Origin of the sequence: Corynebacterium sp. HMSC063G05, assembly GCF_001810555.1 — a bacterium.
Lineage (GTDB): Bacteria > Actinomycetota > Actinomycetes > Mycobacteriales > Mycobacteriaceae > Corynebacterium > Corynebacterium jeikeium_D.
The window spans coordinates 33501-51268 of the sequence record NZ_KV801845.1 but is presented as its reverse complement, the minus strand read 5'-3'; the positions used below and the strand labels follow the sequence as shown (position 1 = coordinate 51268).

At 60.3% G+C, this 17768-nt stretch carries 13 protein-coding genes; 8 read left to right on the top strand and 5 right to left on the bottom strand.

The features are described 5' to 3' along the window. The first annotated feature begins 51 nt into the window (after positions 1–51). The 5 genes from HMPREF2751_RS03430 (at position 52) to HMPREF2751_RS03405 (ending at position 5943) form a co-directional block, all read left to right on the top strand. Positions 52–1758: a nitrite/sulfite reductase gene (locus tag HMPREF2751_RS03430; protein WP_016421533.1), complete on the top strand. Its 1707-nt coding sequence runs from the start codon at positions 52–54 to the stop codon at positions 1756–1758. 250 nt (positions 1759–2008) lie between these two features. Then, on the top strand, positions 2009–2773 hold the full coding sequence (locus tag HMPREF2751_RS03420; RefSeq protein WP_048734528.1) for a phosphoadenylyl-sulfate reductase: 765 nt from the start codon (positions 2009–2011) through the stop codon (positions 2771–2773). A gap of 116 nt (positions 2774–2889) precedes the next feature. Then, positions 2890–3816, top strand: a complete 927-nt coding sequence (gene cysD, locus HMPREF2751_RS03415) for a sulfate adenylyltransferase subunit CysD (RefSeq protein WP_038626730.1) — start codon at positions 2890–2892, stop codon at positions 3814–3816. Further along, entirely contained in the window at positions 3816–5117 is a 1302-nt protein-coding gene (locus HMPREF2751_RS03410; protein WP_070595453.1) for a sulfate adenylyltransferase subunit 1, read from the top strand. The genes cysD and HMPREF2751_RS03410 overlap by 1 nt, the downstream gene beginning before the upstream one ends. 55 nt (positions 5118–5172) lie before the next feature. Then, positions 5173–5943 (top strand): sirohydrochlorin chelatase, encoded by a 771-nt coding sequence (locus HMPREF2751_RS03405; protein WP_049169883.1) that lies wholly within the window; start codon positions 5173–5175, stop codon positions 5941–5943. Positions 5944–5976: 33 nt separating this feature from the next. On the opposite strand, the gene HMPREF2751_RS03400 is transcribed toward HMPREF2751_RS03405, so the two are convergent. Then, a complete protein-coding gene (locus HMPREF2751_RS03400; RefSeq protein ID WP_049169886.1) occupies positions 5977–7365 on the bottom strand; it encodes an FAD-dependent oxidoreductase in 1389 nt (462 codons plus the stop codon). 541 nt (positions 7366–7906) lie between these two features. Between HMPREF2751_RS03400 and pta the strand changes: the two genes are divergently transcribed. Beyond that, positions 7907–9433: a phosphate acetyltransferase gene (gene pta / locus HMPREF2751_RS03395; RefSeq protein WP_070595452.1), complete on the top strand. Its 1527-nt coding sequence runs from the start codon at positions 7907–7909 to the stop codon at positions 9431–9433. A gap of 5 nt (positions 9434–9438) precedes the next feature. After that, positions 9439–10635 carry an acetate kinase gene (locus tag HMPREF2751_RS03390; protein WP_016421525.1) on the top strand — a complete coding sequence of 399 codons (1197 nt, stop codon included), beginning with the start codon at positions 9439–9441 and terminating at the stop codon, positions 10633–10635. Between the two features lie 244 nt (positions 10636–10879). Here the strand turns inward: HMPREF2751_RS03390 and HMPREF2751_RS03385 are convergent, their stop codons facing one another. The 4 genes from HMPREF2751_RS03385 to HMPREF2751_RS03370 all read right to left on the bottom strand — a co-directional run bounded on the left by HMPREF2751_RS03385 (position 10880) and on the right by HMPREF2751_RS03370 (position 17032). Next, positions 10880–11731 (bottom strand): L,D-transpeptidase, encoded by an 852-nt coding sequence (locus HMPREF2751_RS03385; RefSeq protein WP_016421524.1) that lies wholly within the window; start codon positions 11729–11731, stop codon positions 10880–10882. Positions 11732–11844: 113 nt separating this feature from the next. Next, entirely contained in the window at positions 11845–14301 is a 2457-nt protein-coding gene (locus tag HMPREF2751_RS03380; protein ID WP_016421523.1) for a serine/threonine protein kinase, read from the bottom strand. Continuing rightward, complete coding sequence (locus HMPREF2751_RS03375) at positions 14298–15377, bottom strand: glutamate ABC transporter substrate-binding protein (protein WP_070595450.1); 1080 nt, start codon at positions 15375–15377, stop codon at positions 14298–14300. Before HMPREF2751_RS03375 ends, HMPREF2751_RS03380 begins: the two co-directional genes overlap by 4 nt. Then, positions 15374–17032 (bottom strand): hypothetical protein, encoded by a 1659-nt coding sequence (locus HMPREF2751_RS03370; protein ID WP_070595449.1) that lies wholly within the window; start codon positions 17030–17032, stop codon positions 15374–15376. Before HMPREF2751_RS03370 ends, HMPREF2751_RS03375 begins: the two co-directional genes overlap by 4 nt. A gap of 135 nt (positions 17033–17167) precedes the next feature. Between HMPREF2751_RS03370 and HMPREF2751_RS03365 the strand changes: the two genes are divergently transcribed. After that, positions 17168–17671: an NUDIX domain-containing protein gene (locus tag HMPREF2751_RS03365; RefSeq protein WP_070595447.1), complete on the top strand. Its 504-nt coding sequence runs from the start codon at positions 17168–17170 to the stop codon at positions 17669–17671. The last annotated feature ends 97 nt before the right edge of the window (positions 17672–17768 follow it).

The following is a 17768-nucleotide window of genomic DNA, read 5'->3' as shown; positions in this document are numbered from 1 at the left end:
AAACTAATTCGGTCAACGAGAACAAAACGAAAGTGATTCGGTAGATTCCCCATGAGCTCTCCTACGAAAACCGCCGAGCGTCCAGCTTCCGCAGCGGCTACCCGACGTAAGAAGCGCGCACCGAAGCCACAGGGGCAGTGGCTTATCGACGGCCGCGAGCCACTTAACGACGACGAGCGCATTAAGAAAGAAGATGCTGGCATCGCCGTTAAGCAGCGTGTTATCGACATCTACTCCAAGCAGGGGTTTGACTCCATCCCCGCGGAGGACCTAGCGCCTCGCTTTAAGTGGATTGGCCTCTACACCCAGCGCAAGCAGGGGCTTAGCGGTGAGCACACCGGCGTGAAGACCAACGCCGAGCTGCAGGACAAGTACTTTATGCTCCGCGTCCGCCTCGACGGTGGCCAGACCACCACCGAGGGCATTCGCACCATCGGCGAGATTTCCCGCGACTTCGCCCGCGACACTGCGGACTTCTCCGACCGCCAGAACGTCCAGCTGCACTGGATTCGCGTCGAAGATATGCCGGAGATCTGGGACCGCCTTGAGCGAGTTGGTCTCGACACCAACTTTGGCTGCGGCGACGTTCCCCGCGTTATTCTAGGCAGCCCGGTTGCCGGTGTTGCGGCCGATGAAATTGTCGACGGCACCAACGCCATCCGCCGCATCAAGGAGGAGTACCTCTCCGGCGACGAGTTCTCCAACCTACCGCGTAAGTTTAAGTCGGCAGTTTCCGGTTCCCCGCGTCTCGATGTCACCCACGAGGTCCAGGACGTTGCCTTCGTCGGTGTCAATCATCCAGAGCACGGCCCCGGTTTCGACGTTTGGGTCGGTGGTGGTCTCTCCACCAACCCGATGCTCGCCCAGCGTCTCGGCGCCTGGATCCCAGAGGACGAGGTTCCCGAGGTATGGGCGGGTGTGTGCCGCATCTTCCGGGACTACGGCTACCGTCGCCTGCGCAATCGTGCGCGTCTGAAGTTCCTCGTTGCCGAATGGGGCGCGGAGAAGTTCCGCCAGGTACTCGAAGACGACTACCTCAACCGCAAGCTTATCGACGGCCCCGCACCCGAACCTTTCGAGGGCGACCGGGACCACATCGGCGTGCACAAGCAGGCCGACGGTCTCAACTACGTCGGTGTTAAGCCCGCTGTTGGCCGTGTTCCGGGCTCTGACCTGGTCAAGCTCGCCGACATCGCCGAGCGCCACGGTGTTTCCCGCGTCCGCACCACCGTGATGAAGGAGCTCATTCTCCTCGACGTCGCCGACGACCAGGTCGACTCCCTGCTCGCAGAACTCGACGAAATTGGCCTGTCTGCCAAGCCTTCTGCTTTCCGACGGGGCATCCTGGCCTGCACCGGCCTAGAGTTCTGCAAGCTCGCACTTGTCACCACGCGCCAGCGCGCAATTGATTTGGTGGGCGACTTGGAGGAACGCCTCGGTGACCTCGACGTCCCAATCACCATTGCGCTCAATGGCTGCCCGAATGCCTGCGCCCGCACGCAGATTGCCGACATCGGACTCAAGGGGCAGATTGTCACCGACGACGAGGGCAACCGTGTCGAGGGTTTCCAGGTTCACCTCGGTGGTTCGCTGGGGCTCGATGCCAACTTCGGCCGCAAGGTTCGCGGACACAAGGTCACCTCGGCAGAACTGGGTGACTACATCGAGCGCGTCGTCAATCACTTCAAGGAGCAGCGCCACGAGGGTGAACAGTTCCGCGAGTGGATTGTCCGCGCTGATGAGGAGGACCTGAAGTGAGTGAATCTCCCAATGGGGTTCGGTCGCAGGGGCCGTCGTCAAGCGAAAAAGACGAGACGCCAGCGCGACTGGGAATCGGTGGCCGAAGCGCACACCCCAATCCGAACCGGGGTGCGGTGATGCATTGCCCTTACTGCGGCGGTGATGATCTGTGGCCCGACCTGGAAACCGATTACGCCTGGCAATGCCGCGAATGCTGCCGGGTATTCACAGTGAAACTGCACGGACATATCGATAGAAAGGTGGCGTCATGAGCACGGGACTGAAAACCGCTGAGGTCATTAAGACTCAGGAGGCGCTCGCGCGTGAAGACGCGCTGGACAACCCGGAAACTGCTCGCCGTCTGATTGAGCTCGCACTGGAGTGGGGTTCCAAGCTGGAGACCGCCACTGCTGGGGAAGTACTGGAATGGGGTGCGGAGCACCTGCACACGCCACTGGCTGTGACCCTGTCGATGCAGGACACAGTGTTGGCGGAACTGGCTGCTCGGCACGCGCCGGAGGCAGATCTGATTTTCCTGGATACCGGTTACCACTTCCCGGAGACCCTCGACGTGGCAGAGCAGGTCGCACAGCGTTACGACAACCGACTGCTGTCGATTGAGCCGAAGCGCACCCGCGCCGAGCAGGACGCCGAAGAGGGCGTTGATCTGTACAAGACCGACCCGACGCGATGCTGCGCATTGCGGAAGGTCGAGCCGCTGTCTGCCGTGAAGCGCCCCTACGAGGGCTGGGTCACAGGTCTGAAGCGCGTCGACGCGCCGACCCGCGCACACACGCCGGTACTGGAGATCGACAAGACTGGTCGCATCAAGCTCAACCCGTTGGCCACCTGGACAGATGAGGATGTTGCCCAGTACATCGAGGACAACGACCTCATTGTGCATCCGCTGACGCAACAGGGGTTCCCGTCGATTGGCTGCGCGACATGCACCGCGCGAGTGGCAGAGGGTGCGGATCCGCGCTCGGGTCGCTGGGCGGGCTCCGAGAAGACTGAGTGCGGATTGCACCTCTAGTTCGAGCGGCTAGCAGACAGCTACTTGCCGCCAGCCACTAGCCGCCCGCCGATAACCGATATCAGCTAAAACAGCGCAGTTACAACAGCCAACACAGCCCAACAGAAAGAACCCCCATGACTAGCTCAACCACCGTTTCCGTACAAAACCGCCTCGACCCGCGGCTTGCCGAGCTCGAAGCCGAGGCCATCGACATTATTCGCCAGACCGCCGGTCAGTTCGACCGTCCGGCACTACTTTTCTCCGGCGGAAAGGATTCCGTCGTCGTGCTCGAGCTGGCCAAGCGCGCCTTCGCACCGGCGGGTATCCCGCTGGAGCTGCTCCACGTCGACACCGGCCACAACTTCCCCGAAGTTATTGAATTCCGCGACAAGATTGCCGCTCAGCCGGGCATCAAGCTGCACGTAGCCAAGGTCCAAGACTGGATCGACAGCGGCGTGCTCACCGAGCGTGCCGACGGCACCCGTAACCCCTTGCAGACAGTGCCGCTGGTGGAGACCATTGCCAACCGTGGTTACGATGCCGTTCTCGGTGGCGCCCGCCGCGATGAGGAGAAGGCCCGCGCCAAGGAGCGCGTGTTCTCCGTCCGAGACTCCTTCGGTGGTTGGGATCCACGCCGTCAGCGCCCTGAGTTGTGGGGTCTCTACAACGGTCGCCACGCCGCCGGAGAGAACGTTCGCGTTTTCCCAATCTCGAACTGGACCGAGGCCGACGTCTGGGCCTACATCGAAGCCCGTGACATCGAACTGCCGCCCATCTACTTTGCCCACGAGCGTGAGGTGTTCAACCGCGGCGGTATGTGGTTGGCGCCGGGCGAGTGGGGTGGCCCCCGCGACGGCGAGACCCTCGAGGTTCGCACTGTCCGCTACCGCACTGTCGGTGACATGAGCTGCACCGGCGCTGTCGAATCGACTGCCACCACTATTGCGGAGGTCATGGAGGAACTTCGCACATCCAAGCTCACCGAGCGCGGCGCTACCCGCGCAGATGACAAGTTGTCCGAATCCTCCATGGAAGACCGCAAGAAGGAAGGTTACTTCTGATGAGCCAGCCAAATTCCCCAGCTACCCTGATTACCGCTGACCGCGCCACTCGCGCTCGTCGCACTCTTCGCCTGTGCACCGCTGGCTCCGTGGACGACGGTAAGTCCACCTTCGTCGGTCGCCTGCTGCACGACACGAAGAACATCCTCGCTGACCAGTACGAGGCCGTCGTCGCCTCCTCACAGGCGCGCGGTCAGGAAAACCCTGACCTGTCGCTGCTGGTCGACGGTCTGCGGGCCGAGCGCGAGCAGGGCATCACCATCGACGTCGCCTACCGCTACTTCGCCACCGACGTCCGCTCGTTCATCCTCGCTGACTGCCCTGGTCACGAGCAGTACACCCGAAACACCATCACTGGTATGTCCACCGCCGAGGCCGTCGTTTTGCTTATCGACGCGCGCAACGGCGTCGTGACGCAGACCAAGCGTCACGCAACGGTGGCCGGTCTGCTGGGTGTTCGCCACGTAATCTTTGCTGTCAACAAGATTGACTTGCTGGACTACAGCGAAGAGGCCTTCCGCAAGATTGAGTCGGATGTGGCAGCACTAGCAGAGCGCCTGGGTCTGCAGAACACCTTCGTTGTTCCAGTGTCGGCTCTGGTCGGCGACAACATTGTCGATTCTTCTGAGCACACTCCGTGGTACGAGGGTCCGACCGTGCTGGAGCTGCTGGAAAACCTCAACATCGGTGCCGACCTGGAAACCGATGCCGAGGCTGACCTGCGCCTGCCCATCGACTATGTCATTCGCGATCACGCCACTGAATACCGTGGTTACGCCGGCCGTATCGCCGCAGGTAGCGTGCGTGTGGGCGATGTTGTCTCCGTAGACGCCAACCGTCAGGCTACGGTCACGAAGATCACCGTGGCAGCTGAGGATGTCACTGAGGCCGTGGCCGGCCAGTCGGTGGCCATCAGCCTGGATGCCGAGTTCGACCTAGCCCGTGGCGACCTCATCAGTGGCACGCGCCCGGAAGACGTGCGCCGTTTCTCCGCCGTGGCCGTCCACCTTGCAGACAAGCCGTTGGCAGTCGGTCGCGTCGTAGAGGTGCGCTACGGTGCCGCGCTGGTGCGTGGTCGTATCGCTTCCGTCGATGCGCTCATCGACATCGAAACCGGTGAGCCCACCGGTGTGGCTGATCAGCTTGCAGTCAACGACGTCGCTGAGATCACCGTCGAGGTCGCACAGCCGCTGCCGGTCGATGTCTACCGCGTCGGTGGTCGTGTCGGTGCGTTCCTGCTCATCGAGCCGGGCACCGGTGACACCCTCACCGCAGGCCTCGTGCGTGGCGCTGCCCAGTAGAGCTGCCAGGTAGAGAAACCAGAAAGCACAGCTAGCGAGCCTGAGGAGACCATCGATGACCGCACTGATTCTGCTTGCGCACGGTTCTCGGCACTCAGAGACCAAACCGGTGCTCGAAGACGTGGTCGCGCTCGTGCGCGAGAAGATGCCGCTCACCCGTCTGGATGCGCCCTCTCAGATTCGCCTCGCCTGGCTGGACCTCGACGAGCCCTCACTGGATACCGTCTGTGCCGAGCTCGCCGCTGCCGGCGAGACTCAGGCACTGGCCGTACCGCTGCTGTTCACCGATGCGTTCCACTCGCGAGTCGACGTTCCCGAGCAGGTTCGACTCTGCGATCGGCATGGTGTTGACATCACAGTGGCTGAAGGACTCGGGCTTGGCGACGGCACGAAGCGCGCCGTCGTAAAGCGAATCATCGAAGCGGCGGAGAATGCATCTTTTTCCTGGCCGGTCGATGCGCTGGTGATGGGGGTCGGCTCCTCTGATGAGGATGCCAATGCGGCGGTGCACCAGTTTGCGGCAAACCTTGGCGGGATGCTGCCGGGACATGTGAGCGCGGCATTCGTGGTCGGTCCTGAGAAAATCAAGGGAGCCGATGCTGTGGCCGCGGCGCAGGAGCGCGCGGCCAAGCGCGGACGCGGACTCGTAGTGGTGCCGCTGTTTACCGCGCCGGGCCTATTGTGGGATCGAGTCATCGATGCAGGCGCTGCCGACGGTGCTGGTCAGGTGGCTTTTGGTGAGCCATTGGCCGAGCTGTTGGCGCCGATTGTGTGCTGCCGCTGGGACTCGCGCGCCGCGTACACGGACGTGAAGGTAGTGGCGTAGCCGACGCTTTTTATCCGTCCTAGTTACTCGCCGTTACTCGCCCTTGGAGTGGGTGACCATCTCATCCCACTCGACGTACTTCTTGCGTTCGCGACCCTCGGCCTCGCCGGCGGTGCGTTCGGCAGCATCGAGCTTGTGCCAACCTTCCCAGTCCAGGTAGTCGATACCCTTGGACTCCAGCAGCTCGTTGACAGCGGACAACTCCGGCTTCGACGGGTTGAATTTCTTGCCCTCGGCGGCATCGGCCAGCAGATTGGCTACGGCCTCGTTGGCATCGCCCTTGGTATTACCAATCAGGCCGACCGGTCCGCGGCGAACCCAACCGGTGGTGTAGAGGCCAGTGATGGCCTCGGCTGCTTCATCCTCGGTGTTATCGGATTCGATGACTCGACCACCGACGTTGGAAATGACATTCTTCACGTTGTCGAACGGGATACCCGGCAGCGCATCAGAGCGGTAGCCCACGGCGGAGTAGACAGCGCCGACCTTCCAGTCGGTGGTCTCGCCGGTCGGCCGCAGCCCGCCAGCACCGTCGTATTCCATGCGCTGAGTGCGCAAGCCTGTCACATGCTGCTGGCCGTCGGTACCCTCCTCGCTGAGGATTTCCACTGGCGACTCGAAGAAGTGAATGTAGAGCTTGTGCGGTGCGTTCTTTGGCTCACGGATGGCGTAGTTCTCCAGGATGGTGCAGACCTGGTCAGTGATCTTGGAGTTGCGACGCATAATCTCGGATGCGGAGTCGTAATCAATATCGCGCGGATCGACAACGACCTCGACGTTCGGTGAGTAGTCGAGCTCCTTGAGCTCCAGCGGAGTGAACTTTGCCTGTGCCGGGCCGCGGCGGCCGAAGACGTGGACTTCCTTGGCCTTATTTGTCTTCAGAACCTCGTAGACATTGTCCGGAATCTCTGTGACGTGCAGTTCCTCACCGGTCTTCGCCAGGATTCGAGAGACATCCAGCGCGACGTTGCCGACACCGACGACGGCCACGGACTCCGCCGAAAGGTCCCAGGTGCGCTCAAAGAGTGGATTGCCGTCGTAGAAGCCCACGAATTCGCCTGCGCCGAAGTGCTCCGGCAGGTCCGCTCCCGGCGTTGGCAGTGCGCGGTCGCCGACGGCACCGGTGGCGAAGATGACGGCGTCGTAATGCTCCTTTAATTCGTCGAGTGTGATGTCCTTGCCGAACTCAACGTTGGAAAATAGGCGCAGCTCCGGCTTTTCCATCACGCGGTGCAAGGCCATGATGATGCCCTTGATGCGTGGGTGGTCGGGGGCGACGCCGTAGCGGATTAGACCGAATGGAGCCGGCATCTTTTCAAACAGATCGACTTCCACGTCAGTACTGGATTTCATCAGTGCATCGGAAGCATAAACACCGGCCGGGCCAGAGCCAATTACGGCAACGCGGAGCGGGCGATTCATGAAGTGTGTCCTTCTTTCTCTAATGCTTTACGACGGCCACGAGGCCGCGGCGTAAGTAGCTGCCAGCGGTGACCTCGTGGGGGAAAGGAGTTATTGGTGAGCTATCGGTTTATTCGACATTCCCAATGGTAGCGCCCCCAATCGTAGCGATAACTTACGAAAAATCGAGAGGCGAGCATCACATCATCGGTGAGATGCTTTTGAAGGCATACAAAACTAAATGTGACCTTAGTCACGTCTAATGTGGGAATTTGGGCTAGTTCACTAGAAAAACCGCATAAAACCCGCGATTATGCGGGAAAATTGTTGGAATCTGCGGGGAAAAGTGTGGCTACCAGGGGTAACCAAAGAGGTTTGAGTCCGCCGTGAGATGTAAGGTGACTCACAATAAGATGAAAATAATGATTTGGGACTCAGCGGGATTAGATTCAGCAGGATTAGAAGCTCAGCATGATCTTGAGCCTCCGGCAGTCCAACGGCTCGAGCCAAGTCAACGTTTAAATAAGTCAACGATTAAGCGCAGTGCGAGAAAGGAACGTCGGTGAGCGATAAGAACGCCCAAGCGTCCACCAACAACTCCGCAGTCCTGATTACTTCAGTGGACCGCGCAGACAATCTGCAAGATGTCATTACGGCATTGTCTGAGGCACTGGGTGGGGCACGTTGCCTCCACACTGTCGGTGGGGCGCACGGCGCCACCGTGGATCAGGTTGTTGTGGATCCGGAATTCGCGCTTGACACCATCGTCAGTGCTGTTGAGGCTGACCGCGCTGCTAACGAGGGGGCGGCTGTTCTGACCGGCTCCGGCAACCTCGGTTTTGACTTCCGCATTGCCACCGTCGCCGGCGCCGGTGTCATCGTTGTCGCTGGCGGCGAGGGCTGCCACACAGAGGCCGCAAAGGCTCGCGTTCGTTTGGCTCTCAGCAGTGCAGCTCAGCGTCACAGCGAGGTACTCGCAGTTGTCCTTACAGGGGAGGAGGCAGCTGAGGCTGCTAAGACTCTCGAGCTCGACGTTCCCGTTGTTGCCGTTGACGATGCTGAGGGGCTGCGCAAGGTCGTAAGCCGCGAGGTCACCGCAGTGATGACTCCACAGCGTTTCCAGTGGTGGCTATTGCAGCGCGCCAAGGCTGATAAACGCCACATTGTGCTGCCAGAGGGGGACGATGACCGCATTCTTGAAGCCGCTGATTACCTCCTGCGCGAGGACATCTGTGAGCTCACTATCCTCGGCGACCCGGATGCGATGAAGGCACGCGCCGCCGAACTGGGTTTTGACATCGACGCCGCCCATCTCTGGAACCCGCAGACCTCCGAATATGTTGAGCAGTTCGCGGAACAGTTCGCAGAGATGCGCAAGGCCAAGGGGGTCACGCTGGAGCAGGCCCGTGAGACGATGCGGGACATCTCCTACTTCGCGACGATGATGATTCACAATGGGCTTGTCGACGGCATGGTGTCCGGTGCAGCCCACACAACTGCGCACACCATTCGTCCGTCCTTGCAAATCATTAAGACCAAGCCGTCGGCTTCCACGGTGTCGTCACTGTTCCTCATGGTTATGGACAACTCGCTGTGGGGTTTTGCGGACTGTGCGGTGCTGCCGAAGCCTGCTCCGGAACAGCTGGGTGAAATCGCGGTGGTATCCGCCGAGACTGCAGCTTCCTTCGGCATCGATGCCCGCGTCGCCATGCTGAGCTACTCCACTGGAGTATCCGGCACAGGTGAGGATGTGGACCGTGTGAAGGCGGGTCTGGCCAAGGCCAAGGAGCTGGCTCCGGAGCTCGCTGTCGATGGTCCGCTGCAGTTCGATGCTGCTATTGACCCGTCTGTGGCTGCGAAGAAGATGCCGGATTCCTCCGTTGCGGGTAAGGCAACTGTTTTCGTGTTCCCGGATCTGGACGCCGGTAACATCGGTTACAAGATTGCCCAGCGCTGTGGTGGTGCATTGGCAATCGGCCCGATTCTGCAGGGCTTGAACAAGCCGGTCAACGACCTTTCCCGTGGCGCCACGGTGCCGGACATCATCAACACGGTTGCAATTACCGCTATTCAGGCTGGAGGAAACTAATTATTATGTCCCGTCACGTACTTGTTTTGAACTCCGGTTCCTCCTCTATCAAGTTTCAGCTGGTAGATCCGGAGAAGGACTCAACGCAGCCGCCGTATGTCTCCGGTCTGGTGGAGCGCATTGGTGAAGAAGACGGCATTATTAATCTGAAGTTCTCCGGACAGAAGATTGAAATCACTGAGCCGATCGCTGACCACGCCAGTGGTCTTGACCGCGCGTTCGAGCTGATGGATGAGCACGGTGTTGGTCCGGAGTCGGTGGATATTGCGGCCGTCGGTCACCGCGTCGTTCACGGTGGTCGCCTGTTCTCTGGACCGGAGCTGATTACCGACGAAATCGTCGGCATGATCCGCGACCTTATTCCGCTGGCGCCGCTGCACAACCCGGCCAATATCGTAGGCATCGAGGAGTCTCGCAAGCTGCTTTCGGACGTGCCTCACGTCGCCGTCTTCGACACTGGTTTCTTCCACACCATGCCGCCAGCTGCTGCTCTGTACCCGCTCAACGCAGAGGTCGCATCGAAGTTTGATATCCGTCGTTACGGCTTCCACGGCACCTCGCATGAGTTTGTTTCCAAGCAGGTGCCGGACCTTCTGAATAAGCCGGCAGAGGAAATCAACCAGATTACGCTGCACCTGGGTAATGGTGCGTCGTGTGCGGCTATCCGAGGTGGCCAGGCGGTGGATACCTCGATGGGGCTGACCCCGCTGGCTGGTCTGATGATGGGCACTCGTACCGGTGACATTGACCCGGGCGTCATCTTCCACCTCTACCGCAACGGCATGAGCATCGACGAGATCGACAATCTGTGCAACCGCCAGTCCGGTCTGAAGGGTGTCTCTGGTGTCAATGACTTCCGGGTTCTGCAGGAGCGCATGGATGACCACGACCCGGATGCTTGGGCTGCATACCAGATGTATGTCCACCAGCTGCGCCGCTACATTGGTTCTTACATGCTGATTCTCGGCCGCCTCGATGCCATCACCTTCACCGCAGGTGTCGGTGAGAACCATGTCGGTATTCGCCGTGATTCGATGGCTGAGCTTGAGAACTTCGGTATCAAGATTGATGACGAGCTCAACTCCCAGCCGAATGACGGCCCGCGTCTGATTTCGGCGGAGGACTCGAAGGTCAAGGTCTTCGTGGTACCGACCAATGAGGAACTGGCCATTGCTCGCTACGCAATGAGCTTCGTGGAGTAGGTTTTGAGGCAGGGGCACTGACGAGTAGGCAGGGGCTCCTGTAACCCTCCGTAATCGACGGCTGCTAGATGCCCCATCTGTTGAATCGGCAGCTGTAACTCAACAAAAATGAGCTCGCTCCCACTGCCTTCCAAACTGGAAGAACCTAGTGGGGCGAGCTCATTTTTCACCGCCGGGGCGACTGCGCCTATGCCTCAACAGGCTCAGTCACCCGGTCATCGTTTCAACGCATCAGCGCAGCTAACTACCAGATGTAGACGCCGTCGCCGACCTGCAGGGTATCGAAGTACTTCACAGCATCATCGTGGTTCAGGTGGATGCAGCCGTGGGACATCTGATTAACAGAGCCCTCGTGGAAAGCTTCGCCGTCGTTGGTGAAGTACACCGAGAACGGCATCGGACCGTTGTAAGGACGGGACCACTCATCGCGGACCTTGCGGGTAACGCTCAGGTGGCCGCGGGTGGTTTCGTAACCCGGCATACCGGAGGACATTGGCACCGGACCGTAGGTGATGTTGCCATTTTCCTGCAGCCAGGTCTTCTGGTTAGCCAGGTCAACGCATGCGCGGGCGCTCGGCGGGCACGGGTTGTTTGGCTCTGGGCGTGGTTCAGGGCGTGGCTTCTGCTCTGGCTGTGGAGCAGGGGCAGGCGCCGGCTCAGGCTGCGACGGCTCGTCCTGGCCCCCCAGCAAACCGAAAATCTCGTTGACGACGCGGGTGGCTTCGGCCTTCTGTGCAGCTGGCAACGGCAGGCTGTCGATGGCGTTCAGCAGCTGAGTTTTGACCTTGTCCGCCACCTGCTTGTTGTTTTCAGCGAACTTGAAGTTTTCATTAATCAGAGCGACGACCGAATCCGGCAGCTTCACCGAAGAGGAATCCAGTACCTCAGAGAGCTCAGGGGCAAGGTCGCCCGAATTCAGAGTCGAGATCTCCGGCAGCTTGAGGTCCCGAACACTCTGGCTAAGCGACTGCAGGTCTGGAGAAACCGGCAGGGCAACGGCAGTGCCGGCCCCAATACCAAAGGCGGTGGTGAGGGCTGCAGCGCTGATAATTACGCGCTTAGCGCTGCGGAGAGAGGATTTCGAAGAGGCAAACATAGAGGATATCTTAAACCACGAAAGGCAATTCTCTCTTTATTCACCAATTCTGGGGTGGCGCTCAGGCCCACAACAGCATGTTTGACCAGGTTCGGTAAGGAGCTGTTAGAGAGCTAACGCCAAGTCCGTGGCCGAATGAGATTTGCGATATCCACCAAGTTGTAGCGGTGTCGCGGAAACTGCGAAGAGCGTGCCAGCATCCGTAAGTCTTTTTCCAATCCTTCACGCAGGCCGGCCACGGTAAAGGGCGCATCGAAAAGACCATTGGAGCTAGCTGCATGGTCGAGGTTCGAGCTGCGCAACCAGTTCAGCGCGGACGCCATCACGGCGATGCGCAGCTGTGGCATGCGCGGTTCATTCGTCGGCAGCTCCACCAGACGACGCGCAGCACGGCGAATTCTCGATTCAGTTAACTCGGAGGGCATCCCTGAGGTGAGCATCAGAATCGTCGTCAAACGTGCCATGCGATGGTGACGGGAGTTACCGGGTACGCGGTCAAGCTGGGAGATAGCCATTTCGTGTTGGCGCTCAGAGGCCAGCTGACGAGCTAGCCCGAAGGCGGAGGATACCGTCGTCGGGTTGGCCGCCCACACGACGGCGTAGAGACGCAGGGTGTTGAAACGAATCGTCTGAGGCGACAGGGACTCGCTGGCCCAGGCGGGGGAGAAGATCTCGGGCGTATCGGCAGCGACATTATCCAGCGCGCTGCTCAAGTTCGCGGCGGCGCGGGCGACAGCGGGCTCGAGGAGAGATGCGTTGGCGATGCCCAAGCGCTGTTGAATCAACTCGAGAGTCGCTGCCAGCGCCAACTTCGGGGCGGGCTCGCCGGGCAGCATCGTCAGCACGTGGTGGAACGAGGCGAGGGCATCGTTGAATTGGTCGAGAAGCAAATAAGTCACGCCCTCGTACCAGTGGTAACGCCAATCGCGCTGCAAACGTTCAGAGACATCGCGGAGGCTGTCGCGGGCCTCATCAATTAATCCGAGGTCCAGTTTCGCACGCACGATGCCCAGTGGAATTTCCACGGAAGAGCCATACTCGGGTTCGGACAGCGCATTGGTCAGTGTTTCGATAAGTTCGTTGGGCTCTGTAAACGACGAGGCACTCAAGATGCGCGCACCCGGATCTGTCGGGTTAATCAGTGGTACAGGCAGCGCGAAGGTCACTTCTTGCGGAGTGATTTCCACGCCGCGGGTGATGCCGTCGACAAGCTGATCGGTGCGGAACACCAGGTGCTTGGTGCCGTACGTGGAACGCTGCGGCGAGAAATTCGACACCGCCTGCGGGAATTGCACGCCGTCGCGCACCGCCAGAATCTCGCGCAATACGCCGATGAGCTGCACACTCATCTCTTCGGCAGAACCGAAGCGAGCCTCCGGGTTCTCGTGGCAAGCGCGTAGTAGGAAGCGGTAGAGCGAGTAAAAACGGCGGAATAGAGGCTCTTCGACAGGTGAGGGTAGCCCCGGGTCGTAGACGCCGTTGGTCGCCGGCAACTTCAGAATCAGGGAGGCCAGCGTGCGGCCGACTGTGTAGATATCGCTGGCAATCGTCGGTCCCGTCGTGGCAATCTCCGGCGCCTGGAAACCGGGCGTGCCGTAGATATGGCCGTAGGCGCCGATGCCGGTGACCGCGCCAACGTCGATAAGCGTGACGTGGTCTTCGCTGAGCAGCACGTTGTCCGGCTTCAAATCGTTGTAGACAACGCCGCGCGAGTGCAGGTAATCCAGCGCGGGGAGCAGCTCCAGGATGTAGCCAATCGCTAGGTCACAGGGCATGACGCCGTCTGGGTAGCTCCGTCGCTGCTTGCGTAACGACGGGCCGCCGACGTACTCCATCACAATGAAGCCGGTGGCGCTGTTGGCGTCCGTCTCATCGATGAAGTTGATGATCTTCACAATTCCCGGATGCGAGATTTCCGCGAGGAACTCGCGTTCCGCCTGGACTACGGCGAAATCCTTCTCGTTTTTCGCTGCCATCATGCCCTTGAGCACGACCCAACGATCCGAGACATTGTGGTCAATCGCCAGATAGATCCAGCCGAGACCACCGTGGGCAATCGGTCCCACAATCTCGTACTGATCCGCCACGATATCGCCGGCTTTCAGGCTCGGCGCTGGCTTATTCGTCGCTCGAATCTTCTCATCACTCATTACTGCATCGCGCGGATCCTGCGTTGTGATGTACGGCAGGTGTACCATGCCGTCGGCGACAGTGCGTCCGCGGTGTGCATTCGATCGCCTCCGGCGGAAGTCCTCCAACGCTTTCCGGTGCGAGGCCATCGACGGATCTGGCGTCTGGGTGCCGGGTTGGGTCGTCGCGCTTGACGACGAGCCCCCGCGCCCCAACAATTCGGCGATATCGAACTCTTCGTCATCGTCATCATCGTCCGCAAAAGGGTCGAAGGCGACAGCGGCAGTGCCGGGCTCTTGTTCGTCGTCTTCATCGGCGAATGGGTCGAAGGCGACGGCCTGAGTGGCAGCTGCCTCTGCCTCTGCGTGAGCATCCTCCTGGGGCTCCGGCGTGTACTGGGGATGCTGGGCTTGCTCGGAGTACTGGTTTTCGTCGCTCATCGGTTTTCCACCTCGCCTTCTGGAGCAGCTTCCGGTGTGGGGGAGATTCCAAGTATGTCTTCGTCGTCGCCGTACTGCGGCGATGGCTGTGTACCGCTTGGCAGGAAGGGGCCGAACCAAGTGTCGTAGAGGGACTGCCAGGTGCCGTCGCTCGCCATACGCTCCAGGGTCGCGTTGATTTGGCGAACTAGGCCTGGGTTCCCCTTGGATACACCGGCCGCGTAGCTTTCCTCGTTCAAGCCCCGCTGGACAATGGCGGTGGCCGGATCTTGGTCGTTGATACCAGCGAGAATGGTGTCATCGGCAACGACAATCTCTGCCTGGCTGTTTTGAAGTGAAATGAGGCAATCCGACCAGTTACCGACCAACAGCAGCGTATTGTTCGGCGAGAGCCGTCGAATCAAATCCTCGGTAGTGGATCCCCGGGAAACGCAGATGCGACCGTCCTCGACGTCCTCGGGGGAAGCATCGCCACCCGGCGAAGAGACTAGAACTCCAGCTCGTGCTGTCAAATACGGTGCGGAGAACAGCACCCTTTCGCGCCGGGCATCGGTGACCGTCATAGTGCGCAAAACGACATCGACAGTGCCGTCTTCGAGTGCGGCAGTGCGTTCGTTGCTGTCGACGAACCGAAACTCGACAGCATCGGGATTGTCAAAGATGTCCCGGGCAATCTCTTGTGCCAGGGATACTTCAAACCCCGAGAGCTCTCCAGTGCTGAAGTCGCGGAAGCTGAGCAGGTTCAATGATTGGTCAACACCAACGATGATGCGGCCGCGCTGGTAAATCTCCGGGATTCGCTCTTCCGGTGTTTGGTCATCGGGGGCGAGTGTGGACAGATCTGGGGCGTTGGCTTCTGCCGCAGGCTTCCTCGAGGAGGCTTTGTCGTAGAACGCGCCCGGTGGCAGGGGGAAGTCACCGGTGGCCTCCAGGATTGTGCGCGAGTAGGGATCGTCGGCAAGCGAATCGGTCGCGCAGGCACTGACGGTGAGCCCGGCGATGGCGAGTGCACCAAGGACGGCCCTGCGCCGCCAACCGGCGAGACTGTGGAGCGACGGGGAGAACGAAACGATCATAGGTACTCCAGAAGCCGGTGTCGGAAGCCGAAAACAACCAGAACTGCCGCGATGACGGTCAGCGTAACCGTGGCGAGGGACAGTGCCGCGATAGCGCGACGGGATTGGTCGAGGTTCTCACGGGCGGTCAGGCGGGACTCGGCGATGGAATTCTGTAGCGACTCATCGACCTGGTTGAACGCAGTCGCCGACGAGCTGGCATTATCCACATCGGTCGCGATGCGAACCGCACCGGCGTAGTCTCCTGAACTCAAGTGCCCCATCATCAGGTTGTGGCCGGACTCCCAGCTGTAGATACCGTGGATGGCGGCTCTGACATCGTCGTCCGGCGCGTTGGCGTCCACTCTTTCCAGCTCGCCGACCAGGGTGCGCACCGACTGCGAGAAGGACTCCGCATCCGCGGGCTGACGGCGCACTAAGCCGAGGGTTTCGCTGGCGCGTAGCTGCTGGGCATCAATGCGTACTTGGGTTAGGGCATGAACGTCCGGGCGCTGCTCTCCGAAGAGGGAGTTAGACTGCCACGGCTGAGTGGTGGCGATTCCCACACCGACAAGTGCGATGGCCATCAGCATGGTTGCACCAAACAGGCCGACGTTGAATAGTCGACCGGTGCGGCGAGTCAGCCACCACTGTGTGATTAGCAGCATCAAAATTGCCGCTGCCAGGCCTGACATCGGGAAAAGAGGTGGTTTCGATAGTTCGCGCTGCTCCTCATTAGTGGTGGTACTGGTGCGTTCGTAGAGCGATTTTGCAGCTGGCAGAATCTGGACCTGCATCAAGTTTGAGGCAGAGGCGAGGTACGCGACACTGACGGGGTTGCCCTGGCGCGCATTCGCGCGAGCTGTCTCGACCATGCCGGTGTAGACCGGCAACAGTCGCTGTACAGTCGCGACATCCTTCATCTCTGGATCATCGACGTTTTCAATGCCCGTAGCTGCGCGGGTAGCGGACATGGATGCTTGTGCGATGACATCGTCGAAGTTGCTGACCAAGTCCTGGCTGCTGTTGAGCGTGCCGCGGGAAAAAGCGGTGTTGGCCGACGCATCGGCAATCGTCAGCGAGGCATAGAGATTCTGCGAGGCATTGGCCATCGGCTCGCTCAGTTGTGAAATTCGGGTGAGCTGCTGCTGGCGTTGCGAGGTTGTTTGCCACATGGATAGGCCGGCTGCCAGGATAGCGACGATGAGGATGAGGGCGACTATGGTCAATCGGCCCGGTGACGTTATCAAAAATGACGCTGACCGGCGCACATACGTGGCCGACGGGCCGAGTTTGTCGTAGAGGCGCTCACCGAGAAAACGTGTCAATCTCCGGTTGCGCGGGCCAATCTCCAGGGCATCCACGCGCAAGTCTGTATCGCGCGGAGAGTCTGCCAGGGCTGTTGGGGTTGCGGCCGTTGCTGGGGCATTAGCCGAGGACTCTGTAGTGTCCAGAGCAGTTGATGGTGCCGCGCTCTCGGGAGCCGGGGTGGAGGCGGGAGTATCTTTCGATTCCTTTGCCGCCTGAGCCGCAGTGTGTGTGTCTAAGCTTTCGCCGCCGGGAGTGGTGCGACCGCTGAAACGAGTTCGGCGTGGAGCGCGATTCTTGCGGTGGAATGGGTTTCGGCTTTTGTCGTGGGCGCGGGAATGAGGCGCACTTGAAGTGGTTTCACCCATGTGCACGTGTCCTTCCGACGTGACCGAAGTCGCCTGCGACAATCTCTCCGCTCAGAGCAACGTTAGTTCCTTGCAAATCTTAGTCGCTCGGGCTTGTGACGGAAAACACAAGGGTATCTGGCGTAGGGTGGAGACATGCTTCAGGATGGAAATGGTTGGGCAGCCGGCCCCAACGGTACGCGCTGCTGGGGACGCTTCGGAGCTGCAGGGCTGCTGATTGTGAGCCCTCAGCGCACGGTGCTTATGCAGTATCGAGCTGACTGGACATCGTTCCCCCTAACGTGGGGTGTTCCTGGTGGGGCTTGTGATTCTCATGAGACTCCTGAGGCGACCGCGCTGCGTGAAACGGCTGAGGAAACTGGGCTGCTGGAGCATCAGCTTCGCATCCTCGACACGCAGGTCACCACCGGCCCCTTCCCGGCCGATCCGGACCGCCCCGAGCTCGCCGGCGGCTGGAAGTACCACACGGTTTACGCACTAGCTGCCGAAGAGCTGGAGACGCATCCGAACGAAGAGTCTCTAGAGCTGCGCTGGATTCCGCTTGACGACGTCGACAGCCTCGATCTGCTGCCGCCTTTCGTGGAATCGTGGCCCCGGGTGCGCGCGCACCTCGAGAAATTGCTGGAGGCCCTTGACTAGGTGGCTAAGGTCTGAGGTTAACACCGACCATTGAGGCTGCACGCTGAGATTGGCACACCAAAGCCGCTCCCCGGTGTGACTTTTAAGTCGGGAGAGC

Excerpts from the sequence above, each read along its gene's own strand:
- HMPREF2751_RS03365 (WP_070595447.1), top strand. The coding sequence starts at position 17,168 with ATGCTTCAGGATGGAAATGGTTGGGCAGCCGGCCCCAACGGTACGCGC.
- HMPREF2751_RS03370 (WP_070595449.1), bottom strand. The coding sequence starts at position 17,032 with ATGGGTGAAACCACTTCAAGTGCGCCTCATTCCCGCGCCCACGACAAA.
- HMPREF2751_RS03405 (WP_049169883.1), top strand. The coding sequence starts at position 5,173 with ATGACCGCACTGATTCTGCTTGCGCACGGTTCTCGGCACTCAGAGACC.
- HMPREF2751_RS03420 (WP_048734528.1), top strand. The coding sequence starts at position 2,009 with ATGAGCACGGGACTGAAAACCGCTGAGGTCATTAAGACTCAGGAGGCG.
- cysD (WP_038626730.1), top strand. The coding sequence starts at position 2,890 with ATGACTAGCTCAACCACCGTTTCCGTACAAAACCGCCTCGACCCGCGG.
- HMPREF2751_RS03375 (WP_070595450.1), bottom strand. The coding sequence starts at position 15,377 with ATGATCGTTTCGTTCTCCCCGTCGCTCCACAGTCTCGCCGGTTGGCGG.
- HMPREF2751_RS03380 (WP_016421523.1), bottom strand. The coding sequence starts at position 14,301 with ATGAGCGACGAAAACCAGTACTCCGAGCAAGCCCAGCATCCCCAGTAC.
- HMPREF2751_RS03400 (WP_049169886.1), bottom strand. The coding sequence starts at position 7,365 with ATGAATCGCCCGCTCCGCGTTGCCGTAATTGGCTCTGGCCCGGCCGGT.
- HMPREF2751_RS03410 (WP_070595453.1), top strand. The coding sequence starts at position 3,816 with ATGAGCCAGCCAAATTCCCCAGCTACCCTGATTACCGCTGACCGCGCC.
- HMPREF2751_RS03385 (WP_016421524.1), bottom strand. The coding sequence starts at position 11,731 with ATGTTTGCCTCTTCGAAATCCTCTCTCCGCAGCGCTAAGCGCGTAATT.
- HMPREF2751_RS03390 (WP_016421525.1), top strand. The coding sequence starts at position 9,439 with ATGTCCCGTCACGTACTTGTTTTGAACTCCGGTTCCTCCTCTATCAAG.
- HMPREF2751_RS03430 (WP_016421533.1), top strand. The coding sequence starts at position 52 with ATGAGCTCTCCTACGAAAACCGCCGAGCGTCCAGCTTCCGCAGCGGCT.